We start from the raw sequence: 22076 nt of genomic DNA, 5'->3' as shown, positions 1-22076 counted from the left end.
GATCATGCAGGAGGCACCCATGCGCACCCCCCGCACCCCCCGCTCGCCCCGCCCCGGCCGTCCGCACGCCCGCACCCGGGCCGCCGCGGCGGCGCTCGCCGCGCTCACCGCGCTGTCGCTGTCAGCGTGCCGCGACTCGCGCGGCACGTCCGGCGGCTCCGGTGGGTCCGGCGGCACCGTGAAGATCATGGTCGGCGGGATCGACAAGGTGATCTACCTGCCCGCCAAGCTCACCGAGCGGCTCGGCTATTTCAAGGAGCAGGGCCTGACGGTGCAGCTGCTCACCGAGCCCGCTGGCGCGCAGGCCGAGAACGTGCTGATCTCCGGCGACGTGCAGGCCGTGGTCGGGTTCTACGACCACACCATCGACCTCCAGACCAAGGGCAAGTGCGTGCAGAGCGTGGTGCAGATGGCGGACGTGCCCGGCGAGGCCGAGATGGTCGCGGCCGGGAAGGCGGGCCGGATCGGCTCACCCGCCGCGTTCAAGGGCGCCAGGCTCGGCGTGACCAGCCCCGGCTCGTCCACCGACTTCATCACCCGGGCGCTCGCGGTGCGGAACGGGGTGAAGACCTCCGACTACACCACGGTCAAGGCGGGCGCCGGCCCCACGTTCATCTCCAGCCTGGACAACGGCGGCATCGACGCCGGCATGACCACCGACCCGACCATCGCCAAGCTGACCGCCACCGGCAAGGCCAAGGTGATGGTGGAGATGCGCACCGTGGAGGGCACCCGCGCGGCGCTCGGCGGGCTCTATCCCTCCAGCTCGCTGTACATGGACTGCGCCTACGTCGACGCGAACGCCGGGACGGTGGGCAAGCTCGCCGCCGCGTTCGTCAAGACGCTCGGCTGGATCAAGGCGCACAAGCCGGCCGAGATCGCCGCGCAGATGCCCGCCGACTACGCCGGGGGCGACCCGAAGCTGTACGAGAAGGCGGTCAGCGACTCGATCAGCATGTTCAACGGCGACGGCGTCATGCCCGCTGAGGGCGCCGCGAACGTGCTGGAGGTGCTGGCCCAGTTCTCGCCCAACGTGCAGGGCAAGAAGGACCAGATCGACCTGTCCAAGACCTACACCACACGGTTCGTGACGAAGACGGGCCAGTAGGGGACGCGGGGAAGGGGGACAGCGCCAGGACTGACGGGGGCTGACAGGGCCGGCCCCGGCATGTGGGCCCGGCCGCTCAGCGCCCCGACGCCGAGTAGTACCCCGCGGAGGCGGGCTCGTCGTCCTTCCCCGATCCCCAGCGGCGCGGCGCCCAGGCCGGCACCAGCAGCGCGAAGCCCATCAGCGCGTAGACGCCGGAGCCCATCAGCACGCGCAGGCCGGTGTCGAGGTCGCCCGCAGGGGGCACCTTTCCGGGCAGGTCCAGGACGCGGTCCGGGTCGACCAGGAAGCAGGCCGACAGGCCGAGCAGGGCCAGCGCCGGGACCAGCGACACCAGCGGCGAGGCCCAGCGGGCCACGATGACCACGCCCATCACCAGGCCGACCGCGGCGAGCAGGGCGAACGCCCCGTACATGCGGGTCCGGTCGGTGATCTCGTGGCCGGCCCCGTCGAAGGAGTGCGCGGCCTGGACGAACCCCCAGGCGGCGCCGTACAGCAGGGCGGGGGCCAGCAGCACGCCCAGGAGGAAGCCGAACGCATGGCGCACCGCGCATCACATCCCATCGGAGACGTCCGCGCCGGGGTGCGCGGACTCCCGTTCGCGGCCCATCACAGCATGGGTCTCCGGCACGACGCACTATTTCCCGACTTATGGCATTGAGATGTGATCTTCTGGGCATAGCGCGGCTCATCCGGTGAACTCCGCTCCCCCCTCGGACGTCCCAACGGTAGTAAAAAAGAACATCGGGGGTAAGCATGACGCGCGTGACCGACCGGGTGGCCGACGCCGCATTGCTGCTGCTCGCGGGATGGACGCTCGTCTACCATCTGGGCCTGCTGTTCCGGCCGCCCACCTGGACGCTGCTGGCCGTCTGGCTCGCCCTGGCGGCCGTGTGCGCCGCACTGCTCACGCGGGGGGTGCTGAAGGACCGCCCGCTCTGGAACGGCTCTCCCTCCGCCATCCCCCGTCCGGCCGGACGGGGCGTGCAGGGGCGCGGCGCGCGTCCGCTGACGGCGGTGGCCGCCGCCGTCGCCGTCGTCACCGGGATCGTTGCCGGGACGTCCGCCGGGCTGCACGGGTCGGGCGTGCCCTGGTGGTGCACGTGGGCGCCGGGTCTGGTGAGCGTCTGCGCGAGCGCGTTCGCGCTGCTCCGCGTCCGGACGCCGGCCGAGCCGGGCCGGGCGTCGAAGCCGTCCATGACGGGCGAGGCGTCGGAGGCGTCCCCATCAGACGCGGAGGCGGGCGAACCGGGTGAGCGGACCGGGGGGCGGTGGGGGACGCCCGTCGCGCTCGCCACCGGGGCCGGGTTCGCCGCCGCGTCCCTGTTCATCGTGAACTCCGACGGCGACGACGCCTACTTCGTCTCCCGTTCGGTCGCGACCGCCGACAGCGGGCGGATCCCGTTCCGGGACGTCATCTTCACCCAGGGCGCGACCGGCCCGGTGGCCGGGGAGCCGCCCGTCTCCTCGATCGAGGTGCTCGCCGGGGCGATCGCGCGAGTGCTCGGCGTCCCCGCGCCGTCCTTCCTCTGGTACGTGCTCCTGCCCGTGGTCACGTTCCTGGCCGTCTGGTCGCTGTGGCGGCTGGCCCGCTCCTGGGCGCCGCGGCGCGCGGCGGCCTGCTTCGCCGTGGCGGCCCTCTACCTGCTGTGGTCCGGCACCGGGCCCGCCTCGCTCGGCTCGTTCCACCTGCTGCGGATGTGGCAGGGCAAGGCCGTCCTGGTGTCGGCGCTGATCCCGGTGCTGTACGTGTACCTGACCCGGTTCGCCCAGCGGCCGACCCGGTCGGGGCTGCTGCTGCTCGCCGCCGCCGGGGTCGCCGCGATCGGCCTCACCTCGACCGCGGCGATCATCATCCCGCTGGTCACCGTCGCCGCCGCCGCCCCGCTGGTCGCGTCGGGGCGGGTCCGGACCGGGCTGGCGGCGTGCGCGGCGATGGCCTACCCGCTCGGCGCCGGGCTGGCGGTCGCGCTCTTCCATGGGAACACCAGCGTCGTCGGCCACGTCGCGGGCGCGCCCCGCAGCTTCTCGTGGGTGCTGCTGGACGGGGTGCTGGGGGTGCTCGCCGGATGCGCGCTGTGGGCGGCCCCCTGGTGCGCTCGGCGGGCCGTCCCCTCGCTGATCGCGCTCGGCGGCGCGGCGGTGGTGACGCTGGCGCTCCTGCCGGGCGTGATGGGCGCGGTGGGCGACGCGGCCGGCACCGCCCAGGTGATGTGGCGGACGCTGTGGGTGGCGCCCGCGCCCGTGCTGATCGGGCTGCTGGCCACCGTCTCGCCGCCCGCCGGCCTGCGCGAACGCCTGGGCGCGGCGGCCTCGCGGGCCGGGGTCCCACTCGTCCTCGCCCCGCTCGCCCCGTTCGTCCCGGCCGCCGCGCTCGCGGTCGCCATCGTCGCCGCCGGGACGCCGGTCTGGTCGGAGGCGAACGGCTCATGGACGACCGGGCGGCCCGCCTGGAAGTTCCCGGCGGTGGAGGTCGGGACGGCGCGCGCGGTGATCGGCGCCGCCGGACCGGACGGCACGGTGCTGATGCCGAAGAACTACATGCGCGCGGTGCCGCTGCTGTCGACGCGCGTGCACGCCGTCAACGCCAACGACCACTATCTGGAGATGGTGCCCGCCCCGCCCCCGTTCGCAGCCGACCGCCTCCTGCTGACCGAGGTCGTCCGCGCGGCCGGCGGGGACAAGCCCAGTGCCGCGGAGGTGCGGGAGGCCCTGCGGCGCGTCGGCGTCACCGCCGCCTGCGCGGCGCCCCGGGACAAGGCGGGGCTGGTGCGGCTCGAGGAGGCCGGCTACGGCGGGCGCAGGCGCATCGGCTCGCTCCTGTGCGTCTTCCCAGCGAAGAACTGACCGGCGGCCGTCCGATACCCGCACCCGGGACGTCCCCGAGGGACCTGAGCCGGCCGGCGCGGGCCGGACCGGGCCGGGCGGTGGACGCCCGGCCCGGCCTGGCTCATCCGTTGAGGAAGCGGTAGACCGCCTGGCGGCCCTGGGTGCCGCGCTCCTGGTTCTGGACCGAGTGCGCGGCGCCCTTCACCACCACCAGCTCGCCGCGCGGCGCGTACCGGACGGCCTCCCGCGCCCATTCGAGCGGCGTCGACAGGTCGTGGTCCCCGTTGACCAGCAGGAAGGGGATGTCCGGCAGCCGTCCGGGCTCGGCGCCGTGGCGGGCCGCCGGCCAGTTGAGGCAGCTCTGGACGAAGCCGTTGCCGACCGCGGTGTCCGCGGTGAACGGCCAGGTGGCGCCGGCGGGCAGCCGCGCGCGGGTCCGCTCCAGGAGCTCGGCGCGCTTCGCCACCGGGGTCTCGGAGGTGCCCCAGGGGAAAGCGCCGTCACCGCAGATCGTCGCGACGTGCGATCCGGAACTGTAGGACGCGTGGTCGTCGTCGCCGGAGTTCATCAGCTCGAGCAGCCTGTCCAGGCGGGCGGGCTCGCCGCGGCGCGCCTCGTGGATCGCGCGCACGGCGTCCCCGGACCCGGCGGGCAGGCCCCCCGGGTCCGGGGAGCGGTAGGTGGGGTCGCGGAACTCGTAGCTGACGAGCATGTCCCAGATCAGTACGGCGTCCTTGCGGTGCCGGGCGAGCCAGGCCAGGTCCCGGGCCGGGTCGTAGCCGCAGGCCGGAGCGGTCGCGCACGCGGCGCGGAGCACGCGGCCGGTGGCCCGGAGCCCGGTCAGGTAGAGCATGTCGTCGCCCTGCGGGTCGGTGTAGGGCAGGACGGAGTCGAGCACGACCCTGCTGACGTTGCGCGGGTGCGCGGCGGCGTAGCGGGCGGCGACGAACGAGCCGTACGAGACGCCGTCCACCGCCATCTTCCGCGTGCCGAGCGCCTGGCGCAGCAGGTCCAGGTCGCCGACGGTCTGCTCGGTGGTGTAGTACTGCCGCTCGCCGCCGAGGATGCCCGCGCACTCGCTCACCGCCTCGGGCGGGGCGGGCTCGATGTCGGAGCCGCCGACGGCGGCCTGGAGCCGCGGGCAGTCGATCCCGCCGAACTCGCCGGTGCCGCGCTGGTCGATCATCACGAACCGGTGGGTCTTGGCCAGCTCGGGCAGCCGGCCGCCGGTGAGCGAGGAGATGTAGGGGACGCCGGGCTGTCCCGGACCGCCGGTCAGGAACAGCAGGACGCCCTTGGGTGCGTCGGTGTTCCCCGCGGTCGCGACCTGGAGGTCCAGCTCGCCCCCCGCCCGGCCGCGGTGGTCGAGCGGCACGGTGAGGGTCGAGCAGGTGAAGCCCGGCTGGCCCGCGCAGGGATGCGCGCCGGCCAGCCTCGGGGGCGGCTTGGCGATGGACGGTGTGGGTGCTGCCGCCGCGGTCGCCCCGCCGGATGCGGCGAGGGCGAGGGTGAGGGCGAACACCGCGCTGAGACGTGATCGCATGGAGAGATCATCCACACTGCGGGCCGCGCCGTGGGCGGCGCAGCCGGAAGCGGCCACGGCCCGGTCCGGACGCGGTGGCCGGGGACGCGGTGTCACCGCCCGGGACGCCGCGTTCGCCCCCAGGCCCGCAGGCCGCTGGCCGAGCTGCGTGACGGGAAGGCCGCGGGCGGCTAACGTCGCGGCTCCGGGACGAGCGCGTCCGGCCCTGGGCAGGGCTGGTCCGGACGCTCCCCCGGGTGGATAGTGAACGACGTTCGGTATGCGCGTCGAAGTGGAGGATCGAGTGTCCGACTACACGATGACCATCGGCGGCCAGGCCGTCGCCGCGCCCGGCACGTTCGGCGTGGTCGACCCCGCGACCGGGGAGGTCGCCGAGCGGGCACCCGACGCCTCGCGCGAGCAGCTCGACGCGGCGATGGCCGCCGCCCAGGCCGCCCTCCCCGGTTGGCGCGGGGACGAGGCGGCCCGGCGCAAGGCGCTGCACGCGGCGGCCGACCTGATGTTCGCCCGGTCGGAGGAGATCGGCCGGATCCTCACCCTGGAGCAGGGCAAGCCGCTCGCCGACGCCACCACGGAGGTGATGGGGGCCGGGGTCTGGCTGAAGTACTTCGCCGACCTGGAGCTGCCCCGCGAGGTGATCCAGGACGACGGCGCCGCCCGCGTCGAGGTGGTCCGCCGCCCGATGGGCGTGGTCGCGGCCATCACGCCGTGGAACTTCCCGCTGCTGCTGGGGATATGGAAGCTCGCGCCGGCGCTGCGGGCCGGGAACACCATGGTGCTCAAGCCGTCGCCGTACACCCCGCTGTCCACCCTCAAGCTCGGCGAGGTGCTGCGCGAGGTGCTGCCGCCCGGCGTCCTCAACGTGGTCAGCGGCGGCGACCGGCTCGGCGCCTGGATGACCTCGCACGAGGTCCCCCGCAAGATCAGCTTCACCGGCAGCGTCGCGACCGGCAAGCGGGTCGCCGCCGCCGCCGCGCCCGACCTCAAGCGGGTCACCCTGGAGCTCGGCGGCAACGACCCGGCGATCCTGCTCGACGACGCCGACCCCGCGGCCGTCGCCGGGAGGCTGTTCGGCGCCGCGTTCCACAACAACGGCCAGGTCTGCTCGGCGATCAAGCGGGTGTATGTGCCCGAGGCGCTCTACTCCGACGTCGTCGACGCGCTCGCCGAGCTCGCCCGCGCCGCCAGGGTCGGCAACGGCCTGGACGAGGGCGTCCAGTACGGGCCGGTCAACAACCGGGCGCAGTTCGAGCGGGTCGGCGAGCTGGTCGCCGACGCGCTCGCGGGCGGCGCCCGCGCGGCGGCCGGCGGCCGGCCGATCGACGGCCCCGGCTACTTCTTCGAGCCGACCATCCTCGCCGACGTCGCCGACGGCGCCCGGATCGTGGACGAGGAGCAGTTCGGCCCGGCGCTGCCGATCGTCAGGTACCGCGACCTGGACGAGGCGATCGCCCGCGCCAACGGCACCCACTTCGGCCTGTCCGGCTCGGTGTGGGGCGCCGACGCCGAACGGGCCGGCGAGGTCGCCGGCCGGCTGGAGTGCGGCACCGCGTGGGTCAACACGCACCTGGCGCTGGCCCCGCACCAGCCGTTCGGCGGGTTCAAGTGGAGCGGCATCGGCGTCGAGAACGGGCCGTGGGGACTGTACGGATTCACCGACATGCAGGTCATCCACCACTCCAAGCTGTGACCGCGCCTTCCTCTCGCACCTCGCCGTCCCGTCCCGCGCCCCCGTCCCGCGCCGCCGCCCCGGTCTCCCCGCGCCCGGCTCCGGCACCTCACCGGAGCCCGGCATATGCGGAAGGTCACGACTTCGAAGCCCGAAAGTGACATGGCACCTACTAGTAGTCCAGACCGGAATAGGAGACTCTCTCCGCGGGATGCCGAGATCCGCATCACCGACCGTGGAGGGGCCGGATGGACACGTGGAACGTCATGCGCCAGGACGACCTCGGCAACGAGTTCACGATGGCCGCCCACGACTCCAGGGTCGCGGCGCTCGCCCAGGTCCTGTCCCTGGAGAGCGGCGTCCCGCACAAGCAGGCGTACTGGGTGGCCGGGCCGCCGGGACCGGCCGTCCAGACCAACCGCGACCTCTACCTGCACTTCCTGCACCTCGGGCAGGAGGCGAGGGCGGCGTCGTGGTCCCTGTCGGCGTTCCTGCGCGCGCTCTGGAAGGTCAGCGCCCCGCTGAGCGACCGCGAGCGGCTCGAACCCGACGACGTCGCCGCGATGTTCGCCGCGGCCTCCACCACCCCGCCCGCCGGCTACGACCCGGAGTGGAGCGGCAAGGACCTGGCGCTCCCCGGCGACGAGCCGGACGGGTACGCCGACTGGGAACGGGTGATCCTCTCCCAGCTCGCCGACCTGGAGGACTTCCTGGCCGCGCCGCCCGGCCCGCAGGCGCGCTTCGGCGTGGACGCGCCGCGTCCTCCCGGCACCGGCGCCCGCGCCACCCCCGGCCGCTGGTACAACTTCGACCCCGCCACCTACCTGGAGTGCGCGGTCGCCGGGAGCCTCGGCGGCTGGGACGCCGACGACGGCGCCCGGGTGCCGCTGCCCCCGAAGCCGGGCGAGTCCCCGTCCCGCTCGTACGTGCGCGCCATCACCACCATGACCTGGGCCGACCTGGCGCGGATCGCGGTGTGCGGGCAGATGTACGAGTGAGGCCCGGGGTCAGCCCGCGAGGCCGCCCCGGTGGCCGAGGAGCACGGCGATGCGCTCCAGGTTCTGGAGGCGGCGCCCGATCTCCGCGGGCTCGAGGACGCCGTCCTCGACGACGATCAGGGTGCCCCGCTCCAGCCGCCACGGGGTGATCTCGTCCCGCAGGTGCGCCTGGACGAGCTCGGGCGACAGGAACGGGCGGGCCGCGTCCGGGTCGCCGCTCTCCAGCCGGTACCGCCGGTCGAACTCGTCGTCCCCGCTCTCCACCTCGGCCCTCTTGCCGAGGGCGCGTGCCATCCGGGACCCGAGGCCGCGCCGGTGCACCTCCATGCCGGGCCGCCCGCCGCCGAGCTCGGCGGCGGCCACCACGATGTCGTGCACGGTCGTGGTGGAGTGGGTCCATCCGGAGCCGGTGCCGCTGTTGCCGCGGGTCTCGTAGGTGCAGTGGCACACATCGGCCCAGAGCGCGCCGGACCGCCCGTGCAGGAGGCGGCGGACGCGGAACGACGAAAGGCCCATCAGATCGTGCCAGGGCACTCGGATCGTGCCGTGGCAGTAGTACCAGCCATGCTCACGGGCCCAGGCGCTGAGGCCGTGCGAGCCGTCCCGCCGCCGCGACAGCGCGCCCCAGACGTTGCCGCCGACCACCACCACGAAGACGGCGGCGATCAGGGCGGGGACCGCGAGGCCGAGGAAGGAGTCCATGTCAGCTGTGCCCGATGCCGCCGCCGAAGTTCATCACGACCACGCCGACCACGATGATCGCGGCTCCGGCGACGGCTGCCGGGCGGACCGGCTCGCCGAACAGCAGCACGCCCCCGGCGAACGCGCCGATGGTGCCGAGCGCCGACCAGATCGCGTAGACCGGGCCGACGTTCAGCGCGGTGAGCGCCCTGGCCATCAGGAAGAAGGAGACCAGGTAGCCGACCACCACCACGCTCGACGGGCCCAGCCTGCTCAGCCCCTCGGACGCGCGCAGCGCCAGGGTCGCGGTGACCTCGAAGAGGACGGCCAGGACGAGCAGCACGTACGGCATGGGGGTCCCGTCAGCGTTCGGTCGCGTGGGCCGCCCCGACGGCCTCGAAGACCTTCATGTCGGCCTCCCAGGGGGTGCCGGGCCGGGGCCAGTGCAGCGCGATGTCGGTGATGCCGAGCTCAGCGTAGCGCCCGGCCAGGTCGTCGAAGGCGTCCGCCGACTCGATCCACGGCTCATCGGTGAAGCCGGTCAGGAACAGGTGCCGCAGGTCGCCCGGGTCGCGGCCCTCGGCCTCGCACGCCTCGCGCAGCGCGGCGAGCTGGTCCCGGACGGCGTCCTCGGGCGCCGCGCCGTCCTTGCTGCCGTTGGTGACCCAGACGGTGCCGTACCGGGCCGCCAGCCGCATCCCGCGCGGGCCGTTGCCGGCGATCACGAACGGGACCCGCGGGCGCTGCACGCAGCCGGGCTCCGAGACGACCTCGCGGGCGCAGTAGTGGGCGCCCTCGAACGTCGTCTCCGGGCCGCGCAGCACCAGGTCGAGCAGCTCCACCCACTCGGCGAAGCGGTCGGCGCGCTCCCGGGCCGTCCACTCCGGGCCGCCGAGGATGCCCGCGTCGGAGGTGCGGGCGGTGCCGCCCGCGCCGATGCCGACGGTCAGCCGGCCGCCGCTGATGTGGTCGACCGTCTTGATCGCGTGGGCGGTCGGGACGGGGTGCCGGAAGTTGGGCGAGGTGACCAGCGTGCCGAGCCGGACCCGCGAGGTGACCGCCGCGGCGGCGGCGAGCGTGGTGAAGGCGTCGTACCAGGGCGTGGTGCCCCGCCAGGCGGTGTGGTCGTAGACCCAGGCGGTGTCGAAGCCGCACTCCTCGGCGCGCCGCCAGGTCTCCCCGGCCTCCGGCCAGGACTGCATGGGCCACATCACCGTGCCGATCCGCGGTGCCGTCACGGGCTCCCCTCTCATCCGTGCGCGCCCGCCTCCGGACGCCGTCCTGTCAATCATCCTGGCCCGGTGGAGCGGTCACGACCAGCGCCGGGACCGGTTCCGGCGAGCCAGCTCCGGAGCGCCCACCACCAGTGCGCGGCCAGCGCGACCGCCGCGCCGCCCTCCGGGTCGGTCAGCGGGCGGCCGGTGAGCTCCTGGAGGCGGCGCACCCGGTACTTGACGGTGTTGCCGTGCACGTGGAGGGCGGCGGCCGTCGGCTCGATCCGCCCGCCGTGGTCGAGGTAGGCGAGCGCGGTCCCGGCGAGCTGCCGGTGGAAGGGGTCGTCGCCGTCGAGCCCGCCGAGCAGCCCGCCGGCCAGCAGCCGCCCGAGTTCCGGCTCGGCCGCGGTCACGGTGAGCAGGGACAGGTCGGTGAGCCGCCGCAGCCCGGTGAGCCCGGCCGCGCCGCCCGCCCGCAGCACCCGGTGGCCGAGCCCGTAGAGGGGCGCGACGTCGGCGGGCCGGGCGGGCGGCGCGGCCACCAGCAGCGGCCCGTCCGGCGCGGGCTCCGGCAGCCGGGCGACCAGCGCGGCGAACCGCCCGTCGACCAGGCCGCAGAGCCCCGGGCCGGCGGCGGTGAGGACGGTCTCCAGCCGGGCGGCGACGGCCGGGTCGCTGACGTCGGAGACCACGCAGTGGTAGGACGCGGCGGGATCCAGCGGCGCGAGCACCGGCGCCGGCTCGCCGCGCAGGAGGCGCCGCAGCATCTGCGCGCGGCCCTCCCGGGTGGTGCGGGCCATCTCCAGCTCGGCGACCCGGTGGGCGTGCACCATGCGGTGCACCAGCACCGTGGTGATCTCGTCGATCCGGGTGACGCCGTCGAGCAGGGCGCCCGCGGGCACCTCCAGTCGGCGGCCCTCGGCGATCAGCGCCCGGACCAGGTGCGCGCGGCCCGCCTGGAAGCCGTCCAGGAAGTCGGCGACGGGCACGCCCTGCCGCGCCCGGTCCGAACCGAGCCGCCCGGCCGCGGCCAGCACCTCGGCGCCGGGCTCGCCCCCGTTCTCCAGGGCGGCCAGCACCCCGTGCAGCAGCGCCCGGGTGTGCCGCCGCGTCTCCTCCTCGGGGAGCGCGGCGACCAGGTCGGACTCGCCGCGCGCGACGCGCACCGTGGACTCCACCAGCCCCGGGTCGCCGCCGCGCTCGAGCAGCAGCCGCAGGAACCGGTCGCGGTCGCTCGTCACCATGGTCGTCATCTCTCCGCCGCGGGCAGCCGGTTGTCCCAGCCGGACAACCGACCTCACCAGGATTGGATGTGGCCAGCCTAGGCCACCCGTGCCGGGATGTGCTTTGGTGGTAGCAGACAACGCCTAGGAGCCGTCCATGTCCGATGAGGAGAAGTTCCTCGACAAGCTGGCGACCGACCTGATCTACCGGTTCCCACCGTCGTTCGACTCGCTCGAGGACGAGCGCCGGCACCGCAAGGAGCGCCTCGCCGCAGCGTTCCGGATCTTCGGCAAGTTCGGCTTCGAGGAGGGCGTGGCCGGGCACATCACCGCCCGTGACCCCGAGCACACCGACCATTTCTGGGTCAACCCGTTCGGCATGTCGTTCAAGCACATCAGGGTCAGCGACCTGATCCTGGTGAACCACGCGGGCCAGGTCGTCGAGGGCCGCTACCCGGTCAACGAGGCCGCGTTCGCGATCCACTCCCAGGTGCACCAGGCCCGGCCGGACGTGGTGGCCGCCGCGCACAGCCACTCCACCCACGGGCGGGCCGTCTCGGCGCTCGGCCAGAAGCTGGAGCCGATCACCCAGGACGTGTGCGCGTTCTACCAGGACCACGGCCTGTTCGACGACTACACCGGCGTGGTCACCGACCTGGAGGAGGGCAAGCGGATCGCGGCCGCCCTCGGCGGCCACAAAGCCCTCATCCTGCGCAACCACGGCCTGCTCACCGTCGGCGACACCGTGGACGCCGCGGCCTGGTGGTTCATCACCATGGAGCGCTCGTGCCAGGTGCAGCTACTGGCCAAGGCCGCCGGGCAGGTGGTGCCGATCGAGCACGAGAACGCCGAGCTCACCCATCGGCAGATCGGCAACGACCTGGTCGGCTGGATCAACTACCAGCCGCTGTACGACCAGATCACCCGCGAGCAGCCCGACCTGTTCGAGTAGGCGCCCGCCCCCGCTGGACGCCCTCACACCCGGGCCCGGCACCGGCTCCCAGCCGGCGGCCGGGCCTCGGCCGTCTCCGCGCTACCAGCCGTCTCCGCCGTCTTCGCCGTCATTCGCCCAGGCCGTCGGCACCGCTGGCCTCCCCGCCGCCGGCGGGCCCCTTCAGCGGCAGCACGACCTGGAAGCGGGTGTCGCCGGGACGGGACTCCACCCGGATGTCGCCGTTGTGGCGGTCGGCAATGATGCGCCAGGAGATATCCAGGCCGAGCCCGGTGCCCTGCCCGACCGGCTTGGTGGTGAAGAACGGCGTGAAGATCCGTCCGAGGTCGTCCTCGGGGATGCCGTGGCCGGTGTCGGCGATCTCCACCACCGCGTTGCCGTTCTCGCGGCCGGTGCGGACGGTGAGGGTGCCGGTGCCGCCCATCGCATGCAGCGCGTTCACGATGAGGTTGGTCCACACCTGGTTGAGCTCGGCGGCGAAGACCGGCACCGGCGGCAGGTCCGGGGCGTAGTCGGTGCGCAGCTCCACGCCGGGGCCGATCTTGCGGCGGAGCATGGTGAGCGTGCTGTCGAGCAGCTCGCGCAGGTCGGCCCGGTGGTACTCGGCGCGGTCGAGCTGGGAGTACTGCCGGGCCGAGTCGAGCAGCGCGGTGATCCGGCTCATCGCCTCGGAGATCTCGGACTGCAACTGGGCGACCTCCAGCACCTCGGCCAGCCAGCGGGTGGCGGCGGGGAGCTGGTCGCCCGCGGCGGCGGCGACCTCCTCGGCGTCCGCCACCCCGATCCCGGCGGCGACCAGGCCGGGCGCCAGGTCCCACGCGTCCCCGACGCCGTGCTCCTCCAGCCAGTCGCCGAGCTCGTCCTCGGCGTCGCTGACCTCCATGGGACCGCGGGCGGCCGGCGTCGCGCCCGGCGTCGCGCCCGGCGTCGCGCCCGGCTCCTTGAGGCGCTCGCGCAGCCGGACCAGCGTGCCGAGGTGGCCGCAGTCGACACCCGCGGCGGCCAGCTCGGCCAGCCGCCGCTGCGCGCCCAGCAGCCGGTCGCCGAGCTCGGCGCTCGCCCGCGCCGCCGCCGCGGCCGGGTTGTTGAGCTCGTGGGTGAGCCCGGCGGTGATCGTGCCGAGCGCGGTGAGCCGCTCGCGCTGGTCGACGGCGCGGCGGCTGTTGCTCATCCCGACGAAGTTGCCCTCGAGCAGGTGCGTGGCCATCGGGAACCACTCGCGCACCGCCTTGGCGAACTTGCGGGCCGGCAGCGCGAAGATCCGGGACGGCGCGAGGGCGCGCAGCGTGTGCTGGTACTTCTGCACGACCCGGTCGTCCAGGTAGGCCTGGACGGCGCCGCCGTACACGCCCGGACGGGAGGTGCGGCTGACCTCGACGCTGTGCCCCCGCACCAGCTGGGTCATCAGGACCTCGCCGTCCAGCAGGACGTACAGGAACTCGGCGGGGTCGCCCTGGGCGCAGACGACCGAGTCGGCGGGGTGCTCCCGCGCCGTGCCGTGCGAGGACAGCCACGCCAGCTTCGCGTCGTCGAGGGCCTCGAACAGGAAGAGCCCGCGCAGCTCGCCGGGCGGCACCGTCGTCATGACTGCTCCAGGTATCGGTGGACGAGGGCGACGGCCATGGCGCCGTCGCCCACCGCCGAGGCGACCCGCTTCATCGACTCCGACCGTACGTCGCCCGCCGCGAACACGCCGGGGACGCTGGTCTCCAGATGGTACGGCTGGCGCTGCAACGGCCAGCCCGCCGGGCGGCGGCCCCCGGCGACCAGGTCGGGGCCGGTGACCACGTAGCCGCGGTCGTCGCACTCGACGTAGCCGTCCAGCCAGCCGGTGAACGGCTGCGCGCCGATGAACACGAACAGCCAGTGCGCGTCGATCGTCCTGGTCCCGCCCGGCGTGTCGACGACGAGCCGTTCCAGCCGGTCGGAGCCTTCCGCGTCGGCCACCGTCGTGCCGGTGTGCACCTCGATGTTGGGGGTGGCGGCGATCTGCTCGACCAGGTAGTGCGACATGGACTTCTCCAGGCCGCCGGCGCGGACCACCAGGTGGACCCGCTCGGCGTACCGGGCCAGGTGCACCGCCGCCTGCCCAGCCGAGTTGGCGCCGCCGATGACGGCGACCTCCTCGTTCGCGCAGGCCGGCGCCTCGGTCACCGCCGCGCCGTAGAACACGCCGCGGCCGACCAGGCCGTCCACTCCCGGGGCGTCCAGCCGCCGGTACGACACCCCGGTCGCGACGATCACGGCGTGCGCGGCGATCTCGGTGCCGTCGCTCAGCCGCGCCACCCGGGTCGCGCCGCGCGACTCCAGCGCGACGACCTCGCCGGTGGCCAGCAGCTCCACGCCGAACCGGTCGGCCTGCCGGCGGGCCCGGTCGGCGAGCTGCTGCCCGGACACCCCGTCGGGGAAGCCCAGGTAGTTCTCGATGCGGGAGCTCTGCCCGGCCTGGCCGCCGAGCGCGTGCCGCTCGACCACCACCGTGTCGAGCCCCTCGGACGCGCCGTACACCGCCGCGCCCAGCCCGGACGGCCCGCCGCCGATCACGATCAGGTCGTAGAACCCGGTGGACGGCGCCGTCGGCAGCCCCACCGCCGCGGCCAGTTCGGCGTCGCTCGGCGCGGCCAGCGCGGTGCCGTCGGCGGTGACCACCAGCGGCAGCTCCGGCGCCCCCGCCGCCGCGACCAGCTCCGCGCCCTCGGGGTCGCCGTCCATCAGCCAGGTGTAGGGCACCTGGTGCCGGGCCAGGAAGTCGCGGACCTCGTAGGAGCGGGCGGACCAGCGGTGCCCGACCACCCGCAGCTCCCCGGGGCCGCGCCGGTCGGTGCGCTTCCACGCGTCGAGCTGCGCGTCGATCACCGGGTAGAACTTCTCCTCCGGCGGGTTCCACGGCTTGAGCAGGTAGTGGTCGAGGTCCACCACGTTGATCGCGCGGATCGCGGCGTCGGTGTCGGCGTAGGCGGTCAGCAGCACCCGGCGGGCGTAGGGGAACACGTCCATCGCCCGCTCCAGGAACTCCACCCCGTTCATCTCGGGCATCCGGTGGTCGGCCAGCAGCATCGCGGTGTCGTCGCCCCGCAGCCGCAGCTCCCCCAGCGCCTCCAGGGCCTGGCCGCCCGACTCGGCGCGCACGACCCGGTACGACCCGGCGTACCTGCGGCGCAGGTCCCGGGCCACGGCGCGGGACACCCCGGGGTCGTCGTCGACCGTGAGCAGCACTGGCTTGGACAACGGCCATCTCCCTCGACTCGCCCTGATTTCCCGCAAGGAGCCTACGACGGGCCGTCACCGGTTCCGTCCGCCGACCCCGCGCCCCAGGTCGATCGGGCGATCGGACATCATCGGGGCATGGAGCTGCGCGTCGCACTGATCGGTTACGGCACCGGCGGGGCGATCTTCCACGCCCCGCTGATCTCCTCGGTCCCCGGGCTGCGGCTGGCCGCGGTCGTGACGGGGGACCCGGCGCGGCAGGACGCCGTGCGCGCCCGCCACCCCGAGGCGAAGGTGCTGGCCGGCACCGACCGGCTGTGGGAGGCCACCGGCGCGTACGACCTGGTGGTGGTCACGGCGCCGAACCGGCAGCACGTGCCGCTCGCCCGGACGGCGCTGACCTCCGGCCTGCCCGTGGTGCTCGACAAGCCGGTCGCGGCGACCGCGGCCGACGCCCGGTCCCTCGCCGCGCTGAGCGCCGTCCGCGGGCTGCCGGTGATCCCGTTCCACAACCGGCGCTGGGACGGCGACTTCCGCACCGTCCGGCGGCTGGCCGGCGACGGCTCGCTCGGCGGCGTGCTGCGCCTGGAGTCGCGGTTCGAGCGGTGGCGGCCCGAGGTCAGGCCCGGCTGGAAGGAGACCGCCGATCCGCGCGCCGCCGGCGGCGTCCTCTACGACCTCGGCCCCCATCTCATCGACCAGGCGATCACGCTGTTCGGCCGTCCCGAACGGGTGTACGCCGAGATCGACGCCCGCCGCCCCGGCGCCGCGGCGGCCGACGACGTGTTCGTCGCGCTCGCGCATCCCGGCGGGACCCGCTCCCACCTCTGGATGAGCGCGACCGCCTCCCACCCCGGCCCGAGGTTCCGGGTGCTCGGCGACGCCGCCGCCTACACCGTCCAGGGGATGGACGGCCAGGAGGAGGCGCTGCGCGCGGGCGGGACGCCCAAGGACCCCGGCTGGGGCATCGCGCGGCCCGAGTCGCACGGCCGTCTGGGCGTTCCGGGCGCCGAACGGCCCGAACCGACCGACCCGGGCGCCTACCAGGACTTCTACGCGGGCGTGGCGCGAACACTGCGCGGCGAGGCGGACCCCCCGGTGGACCTGGCCGACGCCATCACCGGTCTGGAGGTCATCGAGGCCGCCCTCCGGTCGGCCCGAACCCACGAGGTGACCACCCTCGCCCGCTGACCGACGGCCCGCAAGGCGGACCCGTCACATTGGACGCCCAGCCGACAGCCAGGCCGGGCCGGGCCGGGCGGCTCGGCCCGGCCCAGCCCAGCCCGGCCCGGCCCGGCCCGGCCTACGAGTGTTCGCCGGTCAGAGGACCGAGACGTGGACGTGGTCGAAGTGGTTCTGGGTGACGCTGCCGCGGTCCTCCATCGCCTTCCAGGCGCCGCTGCCGCGCATGTCGTAGATGCGCTGGCGCCAGATGACGTACTTGATGCCCAGGCGGGAGGCGTTGGCGATCACGTAGTTGGCGACGGCGTCACCGTGCGCCTTGGCGGATGCGCTGGGCATGTTGCCGCCGGTGCTCTCCATGAAGTCGCAGGCCGTGCCGGTGCCGTGGTCCTGCGGGTCGCCGGGACGGGAGCAGCCGATGGTGGGAAACGGGCCGAACTTGCCGTCGATGGCCAGCATCGCGGTCCGCATCCGGGGGGTCATGCTGGTGCCGACGAGGGGCGACTTGGCGCCGCTGACGTCGTCGGGCTTGCCGCCCCCGCCGCCCCCGCCGCCGGGGGCCGACGGCGCGGCCGGCGTCTCGGGCTTGTACTTGACCAGGAGCTTGCGGACCTTGGACCGCTGGCCCTCCAGGTCGTCGATCTCCTTGCGCACCGCCTCGAGCTTGGTCTTGGCGGACTCCCTCGACCGGGACGCCTCGGCGGTGAGGGCGCGCAGGCTGGTGACGCGCCGGTCGTTCTTGCCGGCCAGGTGCTCGACCATGGTCGCGGCGCGGATCGCGGCGGCCGGGTCGTCGGCGGTCACGATCGGGATCGTGTCGAGCCGGCCAGTCATGTAGGTGGACGCGGCGATGCGCCGGACGTCCGCGCGCGCCGTCTCGTACTCGCGGCCGACCCGTTCGGCGTCGGCGCCCGCGCGCTGCGCGGCGCGCTTGGCCTCCTCCAGGCTGATCAGCTCGCCGCGGTACTCCTTGGACAGCGCGTCCGCCCGCTTCTTCAGCTTGGCGTACTCCGCCTTGAGGTCCTTCTTGGGTTCCGCGGGCGCGCTCGCCGCGGTCGCGGCGCTCCCCGGGACGGACGGCAGCAGCGCCGCGACGCCGAGCACCAGGGCCAGCGCCGCACGGCGCTTGGGTACCGGACGCCGGGCGCGCGGGGGGCTGTCGTCGGGATAGAAGGCCGCCACAGATCTCTCCTCAATAACATCCTGAAGATTGGCGGCACGCTACCACAATCGGCCATTTAGCCTCACATACTCGGATAAACACACAGAGTCACCCAAGGGCTACCGAAACCGGGACAGGCGAGAAACGGGGCCGGGCCGCCGGTCGCGGCCCGGCCACGCCGGGAGGCCGCAGGCCCGTGCGCCATGGCTCTGCGGCCGTGCGTCAAAAACCGACCAGCTCCTCCCACCGCGGGACGCGGAGCCGCACCCGCAGGCGCAGACCCGCCTCGGCGGGCGTGCGGTTCCCTTTGCGGTTGTTGCACTTCCCACACGCGAGCACGGTGTTGTCCCAGGTGTCGGCGCCGCCGCGCGACTGCGGGAACACGTGGTCGATGGTGTGGCCGCGCTGCCCGCAGTAGCCGCAGCGGCCCTGGTCGCGCAGGTACACGCCGCGTTTGCTCCACGGCGGGCGCTTGCCGTGCCGCCACCGCATCGCGACGTACCTGACCAGCCTGAGCACCCGCGGCACAGGGAAGGGACCGATGGTGCGGCCCTCCTCCGCCTCCTCCACGACGGCCACCTGCCGCACCAGCATGCGGACCGCGTGCCGCAGATCCACCTTCTGCAACGGCTCGTAGGACGCGTTCAGGACGAGCACGTTCACCGGGTCACCTCCTAGCCCGAGTGCCGCTCCCCCGCCAAGATTCGAACTTGGACTTCCGCATTAACGGTGCGGCGTTCTGCCGTTGAACTACGAAGGAATGGTCCGGAAATTCTCCGGATTCCGGGCATTTCCCGGAAGCCCTCATCAGAGTGCCGATCTCCCCGAACGAGGGCAAGGCATTTTCTTCCCGGAACGGGGGTCGGCGAAGCCCCCGCCCTGGGAAGAGTACGTGACCGGACACCGGATCAGTTCGAGGGACCCGGCGCCGGGTCGGCGCGCGCCAGTGTGGGCAGCGCCGGCCCGGCCCACTCGTCCCACCAGTCCCGGCCGCCGTGCCCCGGCAGCGGAAGGGCCTCCAGCGCGACGGCACGTTCGGGGCGCTCGGGGTACTCGGGGCATTCGGCGACGCCCCGCGCGAGCCGGACCGGCACGCTCCCGCCCCCATCGGGCCGTGCGCCCCAGAAACGCAGAACGTCATCGCCGTCGAGGATGCGGCGCGCGAGGATCTCCCGCTCCCCCGCCCGCCGTCCCCCGCCGAGCCACTCTCGCTGCTCGGCGAACAGCCGGTACGAGAGCCCCCGGAGCAGATTGGCCGCGGTCAGCATGTGCCCGTACGGAACGCCGCGCACCACCAGTTCCGGTAATCCGAACCGATGCAGCCCCGCCGTCTCGGCCCGCACCCGTGTCAAGCCGGCGCCGTCCTCCGCCTCCCTCTCCCGTCCCGGCGCGTCGCCCGATGTGCTTCCCGCCTGCCGGATGGGCGGCGCGGGCGGGGACGGTCGGCCGGGACGGTTTTCGAGGGAGAGGAAGACGCCCACCTATTCCTGCCCGAGGACGAAGCGTTCGGGTTCGGCGGGGGACCCGCGGTCGCGGACGAGCACCTGGTTGGCGGCCAGGTCGACGGCCACGCCGCCGGTCGCGGCGGCGAGGGTGCGGGCGGCCAGCCGGGCCGCCTGGGCGTGTCGGGGCTGCGCGGCGGGGGCGGCGACCGAGGTCACGACGATGTGCCGGGTGGCGCCGAGCACGCGTTCCAGGCTGTCGGCCGGGCCGCCGAGCGCGTGCAGGCGGTCGCTCCACCGGGTGGGGGCGTCGTGGCCGCCGTCGACGGTGAGCAGGGGCGAGCCGAGCAGGTCGCGGGCGGTGTGGGCCGGGCCGGTGCGGCCGAGGACGTCGCGGAGGTACGCGGCGTCCGGCGTGGCGGGCTCGCCGGTGGCCACCAGGAATCGGGTGGTGACCGATGCGGGGACGTGCAGGGTGAGCCGTGCGCTCATGAGCGGCCTCCTCGGTTCCGCGGGCCTTCGGGGCCCGCGGAACCAGGCTCGCCCCCCGGACGGCCGCCGAACACTAGAACCGAGTTCTGTGGATAACTTCGCTCAGCCGGGCGGCCCGCGCACGACGGCCGGAACGCCCACCGGCCGCCCTGAAGGGACGGCGGCGGGGAGGATCAGGCGCCCGCCCCAGGAGTCCGGGCGAATCCCCTGGCCCGGGTCGCGGCCCCGTCGGAGCGCCGTTCGGCGATCGCCGCGGGACGTCCGCCCGGGACGGCCCGTCCCGCCTCCTGCGACGACCGAACACCGACGTCGTCGCGGTCGGACGTCATCGTCGTGCCGGATCCGACCTCCACCCCGGTCTCCGCGTCTTCGGGGTCGTCGCCCGAACGGAGCCACAGGCCGCCTGCCAGGGCCGCCGCGAGCAGGACGGCGGCGACCATCGCGGCGACCACCCACGGCCTCACCCCGCGCCTGCGCTGCGGGGGCACCGCCCACGTGGGCATCGTGGGCTGTGAGGGCGCCTCCGGCTCCCCCGCCTCCGGCACGTCGGTGACCTCGGGGATGTCGGGGACCTCGCCGGTGAGGCGCAGCAGCAGGTCGGCCGCCGAGGGCCGCCGGTCGGGGTCCTGGGCGAGGGCCCGCCGCACCAGTTCCTTGAGCGCGCCCTCGTCGAGCCCGGTGAGGTCGGGGGCGCCGTACGACTCGTCCGCGCCGAACGGCACCTGTCCGGACACCGCGAACAGGAGCGTGGCGCCCCAGGCGAAGACGTCGGGAGCGGGCCCGAGGTCGCCCGCGCGGGCCTGCTCGGGTGCCATGAACCCCGACACGCCGGAGTCGCCGCCGGTCAGGCTCGCGAGCCCGAAACCGATGACGCACGGCCCGTCCGGCCCGAGGACCACGTTCCCGGGACGCAGGTCGCCGTGCGCGACGCCCGCCCGGTGGATCGCCGCCAGCGCCCGCGCGGTGCCGACCGCCAGCCGCGCCAGCTCGGTGCCCCGCAGCGGGCCCTCCTCGCGGACCGCGCGCCGCAGCGACGGGCCAGGCACGTACTCGCTGACGATGTAGGGACGGTCGCCGGCGGGTTCGGCGTCCAGCACCCGTGCCGTGCAGAACCGCGCCACCCGCCGGGCGTCGCGGGCCCTCCGCTCGAACCGCTCCGCGGCGACCGCGTCCTCGGGTTCGGGCAGTACGCGCACGGCGACCTCGGCGCCTCCCGGGGAGATCCCGAGGAAGACCGGGCCCTCGCCCAGCCGTCCCCGGAGCCGGTAGGGGCCGAGGCGCGCGGGATCGTCACCGCGCAACGGTCGCATGGACGGCAGTTCCTCTCGTTCGTTATCGGATGTCAACGGGGGCGCGGCCCCGCGCCGGGCAGGTCGGCGGCGCCGGCCTGGAACTCCAGCGACTCGCGCTCGCGCCGGTAGCCGAGCTCGGCGTTCACCGCGAGCATGTGCTCGTTGTCGCCCGCGTTGTCGGTCTCGATCTCGCGGACCTCGGGGCGCTCCACCGCGAGCCACTCCAGCATCGCGGCCTTGACCCAGATGCCCAGCCTGCGCCCGCGGTGCTCGGGCACGACCGCGGTGTCGTACTGGGCGGCCCGGCCGGTGGCGCCGAGCGGCACCACGACTTCGGTGAACCCGGCGATCGAGCCCTGGTGCAGGGCCGCCACGGTGTACAGGTCGTCGCCGCGCTTGGCGACCACCTGGGCCATCTCGCGGACCCGGTGGGCGTCCCATGGCGCCCCCTCGTACTCGGCCAGGTCGGCCATGGCGTGCTTGGCGCGGGCGAGCGCCCCGGCGTGCTCGCCCGGCACCACGCCCCGCCACCGGACGAGCCCGTACCCCTGCGGGCCGGCGGCGACCAGCCCGGCCACCCGCCCGGCGGGCACGTCGTCGAGGCGGAGCAGCAGCCCGCGCAGCGTCAACACGCACTCGAACCCGTGCGACTCCAGGAACGGGACGGCCGGGGTCCCGGCCAGGACCTGCGCGATCACGCTGGACCGGCCGTCGGCGCGCAGCCCCTCGGCCGCCACCGCCAGCAGCCGGCCGCCGAGGCCGCGCCTGCGGTGCCCGGGCCGCACCTTGATGTCGATCTCGGCGGGACGGTCGGCGCCGGGCTCGCCGGGCAGCCGCAGCGTCGCCACCGCGACGATGCCGCCGTCGACGACCGCCCACAGCCGCTGCCGGGACGCCGGCTCGGCGCCCAGCAGCCGCGCCGCCGTCTGGTCCGGCTCGGGCGCGGGCTCCCCGGCGGGATCCGCGGCGTGCACGGCGGTGAGCACGGCGTGCCACTGCCGGATCTGCGCGTCCGTCGGATCATCGAGCGCGATGACGTCCATCCGACTTTTCTACAGGACGCGGGGCCGCGCCGAAGGCCA

20 protein-coding genes and 1 tRNA gene are annotated in these 22076 nt (G+C 74.6%); 6 read left to right on the top strand and 15 right to left on the bottom strand.

Translation table 11 applies throughout. The annotated features are described in order from the left end of the window. Window positions 1–19 precede the first annotated feature (19 nt). Complete coding sequence (locus QP090_RS29980) at window positions 20–1108, top strand: ABC transporter substrate-binding protein (RefSeq protein ID WP_285942868.1); 1089 nt, start codon at window positions 20–22, stop codon at window positions 1106–1108. A gap of 76 nt (window positions 1109–1184) precedes the next feature. Here QP090_RS29980 and QP090_RS29975 read toward each other — a convergent pair whose 3' ends face one another. Next, window positions 1185–1655 (bottom strand): hypothetical protein, encoded by a 471-nt coding sequence (locus QP090_RS29975; RefSeq protein ID WP_285942867.1) that lies wholly within the window; start codon window positions 1653–1655, stop codon window positions 1185–1187. 209 nt (window positions 1656–1864) lie between these two features. Here QP090_RS29975 and QP090_RS29970 point away from each other — a divergent pair, with 209 nt between their 5' ends. Next, window positions 1865–3955 (top strand): DUF6077 domain-containing protein, encoded by a 2091-nt coding sequence (locus QP090_RS29970; RefSeq protein WP_285942866.1) that lies wholly within the window; start codon window positions 1865–1867, stop codon window positions 3953–3955. Between the two features lie 103 nt (window positions 3956–4058). Here QP090_RS29970 and QP090_RS29965 read toward each other — a convergent pair whose 3' ends face one another. Next, complete coding sequence (locus tag QP090_RS29965) at window positions 4059–5480, bottom strand: alpha/beta fold hydrolase (protein ID WP_285942865.1); 1422 nt, start codon at window positions 5478–5480, stop codon at window positions 4059–4061. A gap of 283 nt (window positions 5481–5763) precedes the next feature. Here QP090_RS29965 and QP090_RS29960 point away from each other — a divergent pair, with 283 nt between their 5' ends. Continuing rightward, window positions 5764–7170: an aldehyde dehydrogenase family protein gene (locus QP090_RS29960; protein ID WP_285942864.1), complete on the top strand. Its 1407-nt coding sequence runs from the start codon at window positions 5764–5766 to the stop codon at window positions 7168–7170. A gap of 227 nt (window positions 7171–7397) precedes the next feature. Beyond that, the gene (locus QP090_RS29955) at window positions 7398–8147 is read left to right on the top strand and encodes a hypothetical protein (RefSeq protein ID WP_285942863.1); all 750 of its coding nucleotides are present in this window, start codon (window positions 7398–7400) and stop codon (window positions 8145–8147) included. 9 nt (window positions 8148–8156) lie between these two features. Here QP090_RS29955 and QP090_RS29950 read toward each other — a convergent pair whose 3' ends face one another. Genes QP090_RS29950 through QP090_RS29935 form a run of 4 tightly spaced genes read right to left on the bottom strand, consistent with a single transcriptional unit; the run spans window position 8157 to window position 11295 of the window. Beyond that, window positions 8157–8849 carry a hypothetical protein gene (locus QP090_RS29950; RefSeq protein WP_285942862.1) on the bottom strand — a complete coding sequence of 231 codons (693 nt, stop codon included), beginning with the start codon at window positions 8847–8849 and terminating at the stop codon, window positions 8157–8159. A 1-nt stretch (window position 8850) separates the two neighbouring features. Next, entirely contained in the window at window positions 8851–9180 is a 330-nt protein-coding gene (locus QP090_RS29945) for a DMT family transporter (RefSeq protein ID WP_285942861.1), read from the bottom strand. 10 nt (window positions 9181–9190) lie between these two features. Beyond that, the gene (locus QP090_RS29940) at window positions 9191–10066 is read right to left on the bottom strand and encodes an LLM class flavin-dependent oxidoreductase (RefSeq protein WP_285942860.1); all 876 of its coding nucleotides are present in this window, start codon (window positions 10064–10066) and stop codon (window positions 9191–9193) included. 50 nt (window positions 10067–10116) lie between these two features. Next, window positions 10117–11295: a helix-turn-helix domain-containing protein gene (locus tag QP090_RS29935; protein WP_285942859.1), complete on the bottom strand. Its 1179-nt coding sequence runs from the start codon at window positions 11293–11295 to the stop codon at window positions 10117–10119. A gap of 127 nt (window positions 11296–11422) precedes the next feature. Here QP090_RS29935 and QP090_RS29930 point away from each other — a divergent pair, with 127 nt between their 5' ends. Then, window positions 11423–12217 carry a class II aldolase/adducin family protein gene (locus tag QP090_RS29930; RefSeq protein ID WP_285942858.1) on the top strand — a complete coding sequence of 265 codons (795 nt, stop codon included), beginning with the start codon at window positions 11423–11425 and terminating at the stop codon, window positions 12215–12217. A 109-nt stretch (window positions 12218–12326) separates the two neighbouring features. On the opposite strand, the gene QP090_RS29925 is transcribed toward QP090_RS29930, so the two are convergent. Both QP090_RS29925 and QP090_RS29920 read right to left on the bottom strand, forming a co-directional pair. Further along, entirely contained in the window at window positions 12327–13802 is a 1476-nt protein-coding gene (locus QP090_RS29925; RefSeq protein ID WP_285942857.1) for an ATP-binding protein, read from the bottom strand. Continuing rightward, window positions 13799–15445 carry an NAD(P)/FAD-dependent oxidoreductase gene (locus QP090_RS29920; protein ID WP_285942856.1) on the bottom strand — a complete coding sequence of 549 codons (1647 nt, stop codon included), beginning with the start codon at window positions 15443–15445 and terminating at the stop codon, window positions 13799–13801. The genes QP090_RS29925 and QP090_RS29920 overlap by 4 nt, the downstream gene beginning before the upstream one ends. A gap of 117 nt (window positions 15446–15562) precedes the next feature. On the opposite strand from QP090_RS29920, the gene QP090_RS29915 reads away from it, so the two are divergent. Further along, complete coding sequence (locus QP090_RS29915; protein ID WP_285942855.1) at window positions 15563–16615, top strand: Gfo/Idh/MocA family oxidoreductase; 1053 nt, start codon at window positions 15563–15565, stop codon at window positions 16613–16615. A 129-nt stretch (window positions 16616–16744) separates the two neighbouring features. Here QP090_RS29915 and QP090_RS29910 read toward each other — a convergent pair whose 3' ends face one another. The 7 genes from QP090_RS29910 to QP090_RS29880 form a co-directional block, all read right to left on the bottom strand. Further along, window positions 16745–17788 (bottom strand): coiled-coil domain-containing protein, encoded by a 1044-nt coding sequence (locus QP090_RS29910; protein WP_285942854.1) that lies wholly within the window; start codon window positions 17786–17788, stop codon window positions 16745–16747. 202 nt (window positions 17789–17990) lie between these two features. Continuing rightward, the gene (locus QP090_RS29905) at window positions 17991–18431 is read right to left on the bottom strand and encodes an HNH endonuclease (RefSeq protein WP_285942853.1); all 441 of its coding nucleotides are present in this window, start codon (window positions 18429–18431) and stop codon (window positions 17991–17993) included. A 26-nt stretch (window positions 18432–18457) separates the two neighbouring features. Beyond that, a tRNA-Asn gene (locus tag QP090_RS29900) sits at window positions 18458–18528 on the bottom strand. Window positions 18529–18676: 148 nt separating this feature from the next. Next, window positions 18677–19120, bottom strand: a complete 444-nt coding sequence (locus QP090_RS29895; protein WP_285942852.1) for a hypothetical protein — start codon at window positions 19118–19120, stop codon at window positions 18677–18679. Window positions 19121–19249: 129 nt separating this feature from the next. Continuing rightward, window positions 19250–19702 (bottom strand): hypothetical protein, encoded by a 453-nt coding sequence (locus QP090_RS29890; protein ID WP_285942851.1) that lies wholly within the window; start codon window positions 19700–19702, stop codon window positions 19250–19252. A 173-nt stretch (window positions 19703–19875) separates the two neighbouring features. Beyond that, window positions 19876–21012, bottom strand: coding sequence for a serine/threonine-protein kinase (locus tag QP090_RS29885; RefSeq protein ID WP_285942850.1), 1137 nt, complete (start codon window positions 21010–21012; stop codon window positions 19876–19878). Between the two features lie 32 nt (window positions 21013–21044). After that, window positions 21045–22037 (bottom strand): GNAT family N-acetyltransferase, encoded by a 993-nt coding sequence (locus QP090_RS29880; protein WP_285942849.1) that lies wholly within the window; start codon window positions 22035–22037, stop codon window positions 21045–21047. Window positions 22038–22076: the final 39 nt, after the last annotated feature.

Origin of the sequence: Actinomadura xylanilytica (assembly GCF_030283145.1) — a bacterium.
GTDB classification, from domain to species: Bacteria; Actinomycetota; Actinomycetes; order Streptosporangiales; family Streptosporangiaceae; genus Spirillospora; species Spirillospora xylanilytica.
The sequence above is the reverse complement of the archived record's forward strand: the minus strand, read 5'-3'. Positions and strand labels throughout refer to the sequence as shown.

Excerpts from the sequence above, each read along its gene's own strand:
- QP090_RS29965 (WP_285942865.1), bottom strand. The coding sequence starts at position 5,480 with ATGCGATCACGTCTCAGCGCGGTGTTCGCCCTCACCCTCGCCCTCGCC.
- QP090_RS29935 (WP_285942859.1), bottom strand. The coding sequence starts at position 11,295 with ATGACGACCATGGTGACGAGCGACCGCGACCGGTTCCTGCGGCTGCTG.
- QP090_RS29980 (WP_285942868.1), top strand. The coding sequence starts at position 20 with ATGCGCACCCCCCGCACCCCCCGCTCGCCCCGCCCCGGCCGTCCGCAC.
- QP090_RS29890 (WP_285942851.1), bottom strand. The coding sequence starts at position 19,702 with ATGAGCGCACGGCTCACCCTGCACGTCCCCGCATCGGTCACCACCCGA.
- QP090_RS29945 (WP_285942861.1), bottom strand. The coding sequence starts at position 9,180 with ATGCCGTACGTGCTGCTCGTCCTGGCCGTCCTCTTCGAGGTCACCGCG.
- QP090_RS29925 (WP_285942857.1), bottom strand. The coding sequence starts at position 13,802 with ATGACGACGGTGCCGCCCGGCGAGCTGCGCGGGCTCTTCCTGTTCGAG.
- QP090_RS29970 (WP_285942866.1), top strand. The coding sequence starts at position 1,865 with ATGACGCGCGTGACCGACCGGGTGGCCGACGCCGCATTGCTGCTGCTC.
- QP090_RS29885 (WP_285942850.1), bottom strand. The coding sequence starts at position 21,012 with ATGCGACCGTTGCGCGGTGACGATCCCGCGCGCCTCGGCCCCTACCGG.
- QP090_RS29915 (WP_285942855.1), top strand. The coding sequence starts at position 15,563 with ATGGAGCTGCGCGTCGCACTGATCGGTTACGGCACCGGCGGGGCGATC.
- QP090_RS29950 (WP_285942862.1), bottom strand. The coding sequence starts at position 8,849 with ATGGACTCCTTCCTCGGCCTCGCGGTCCCCGCCCTGATCGCCGCCGTC.
- QP090_RS29880 (WP_285942849.1), bottom strand. The coding sequence starts at position 22,037 with ATGGACGTCATCGCGCTCGATGATCCGACGGACGCGCAGATCCGGCAG.
- QP090_RS29930 (WP_285942858.1), top strand. The coding sequence starts at position 11,423 with ATGTCCGATGAGGAGAAGTTCCTCGACAAGCTGGCGACCGACCTGATC.
- QP090_RS29955 (WP_285942863.1), top strand. The coding sequence starts at position 7,398 with ATGGACACGTGGAACGTCATGCGCCAGGACGACCTCGGCAACGAGTTC.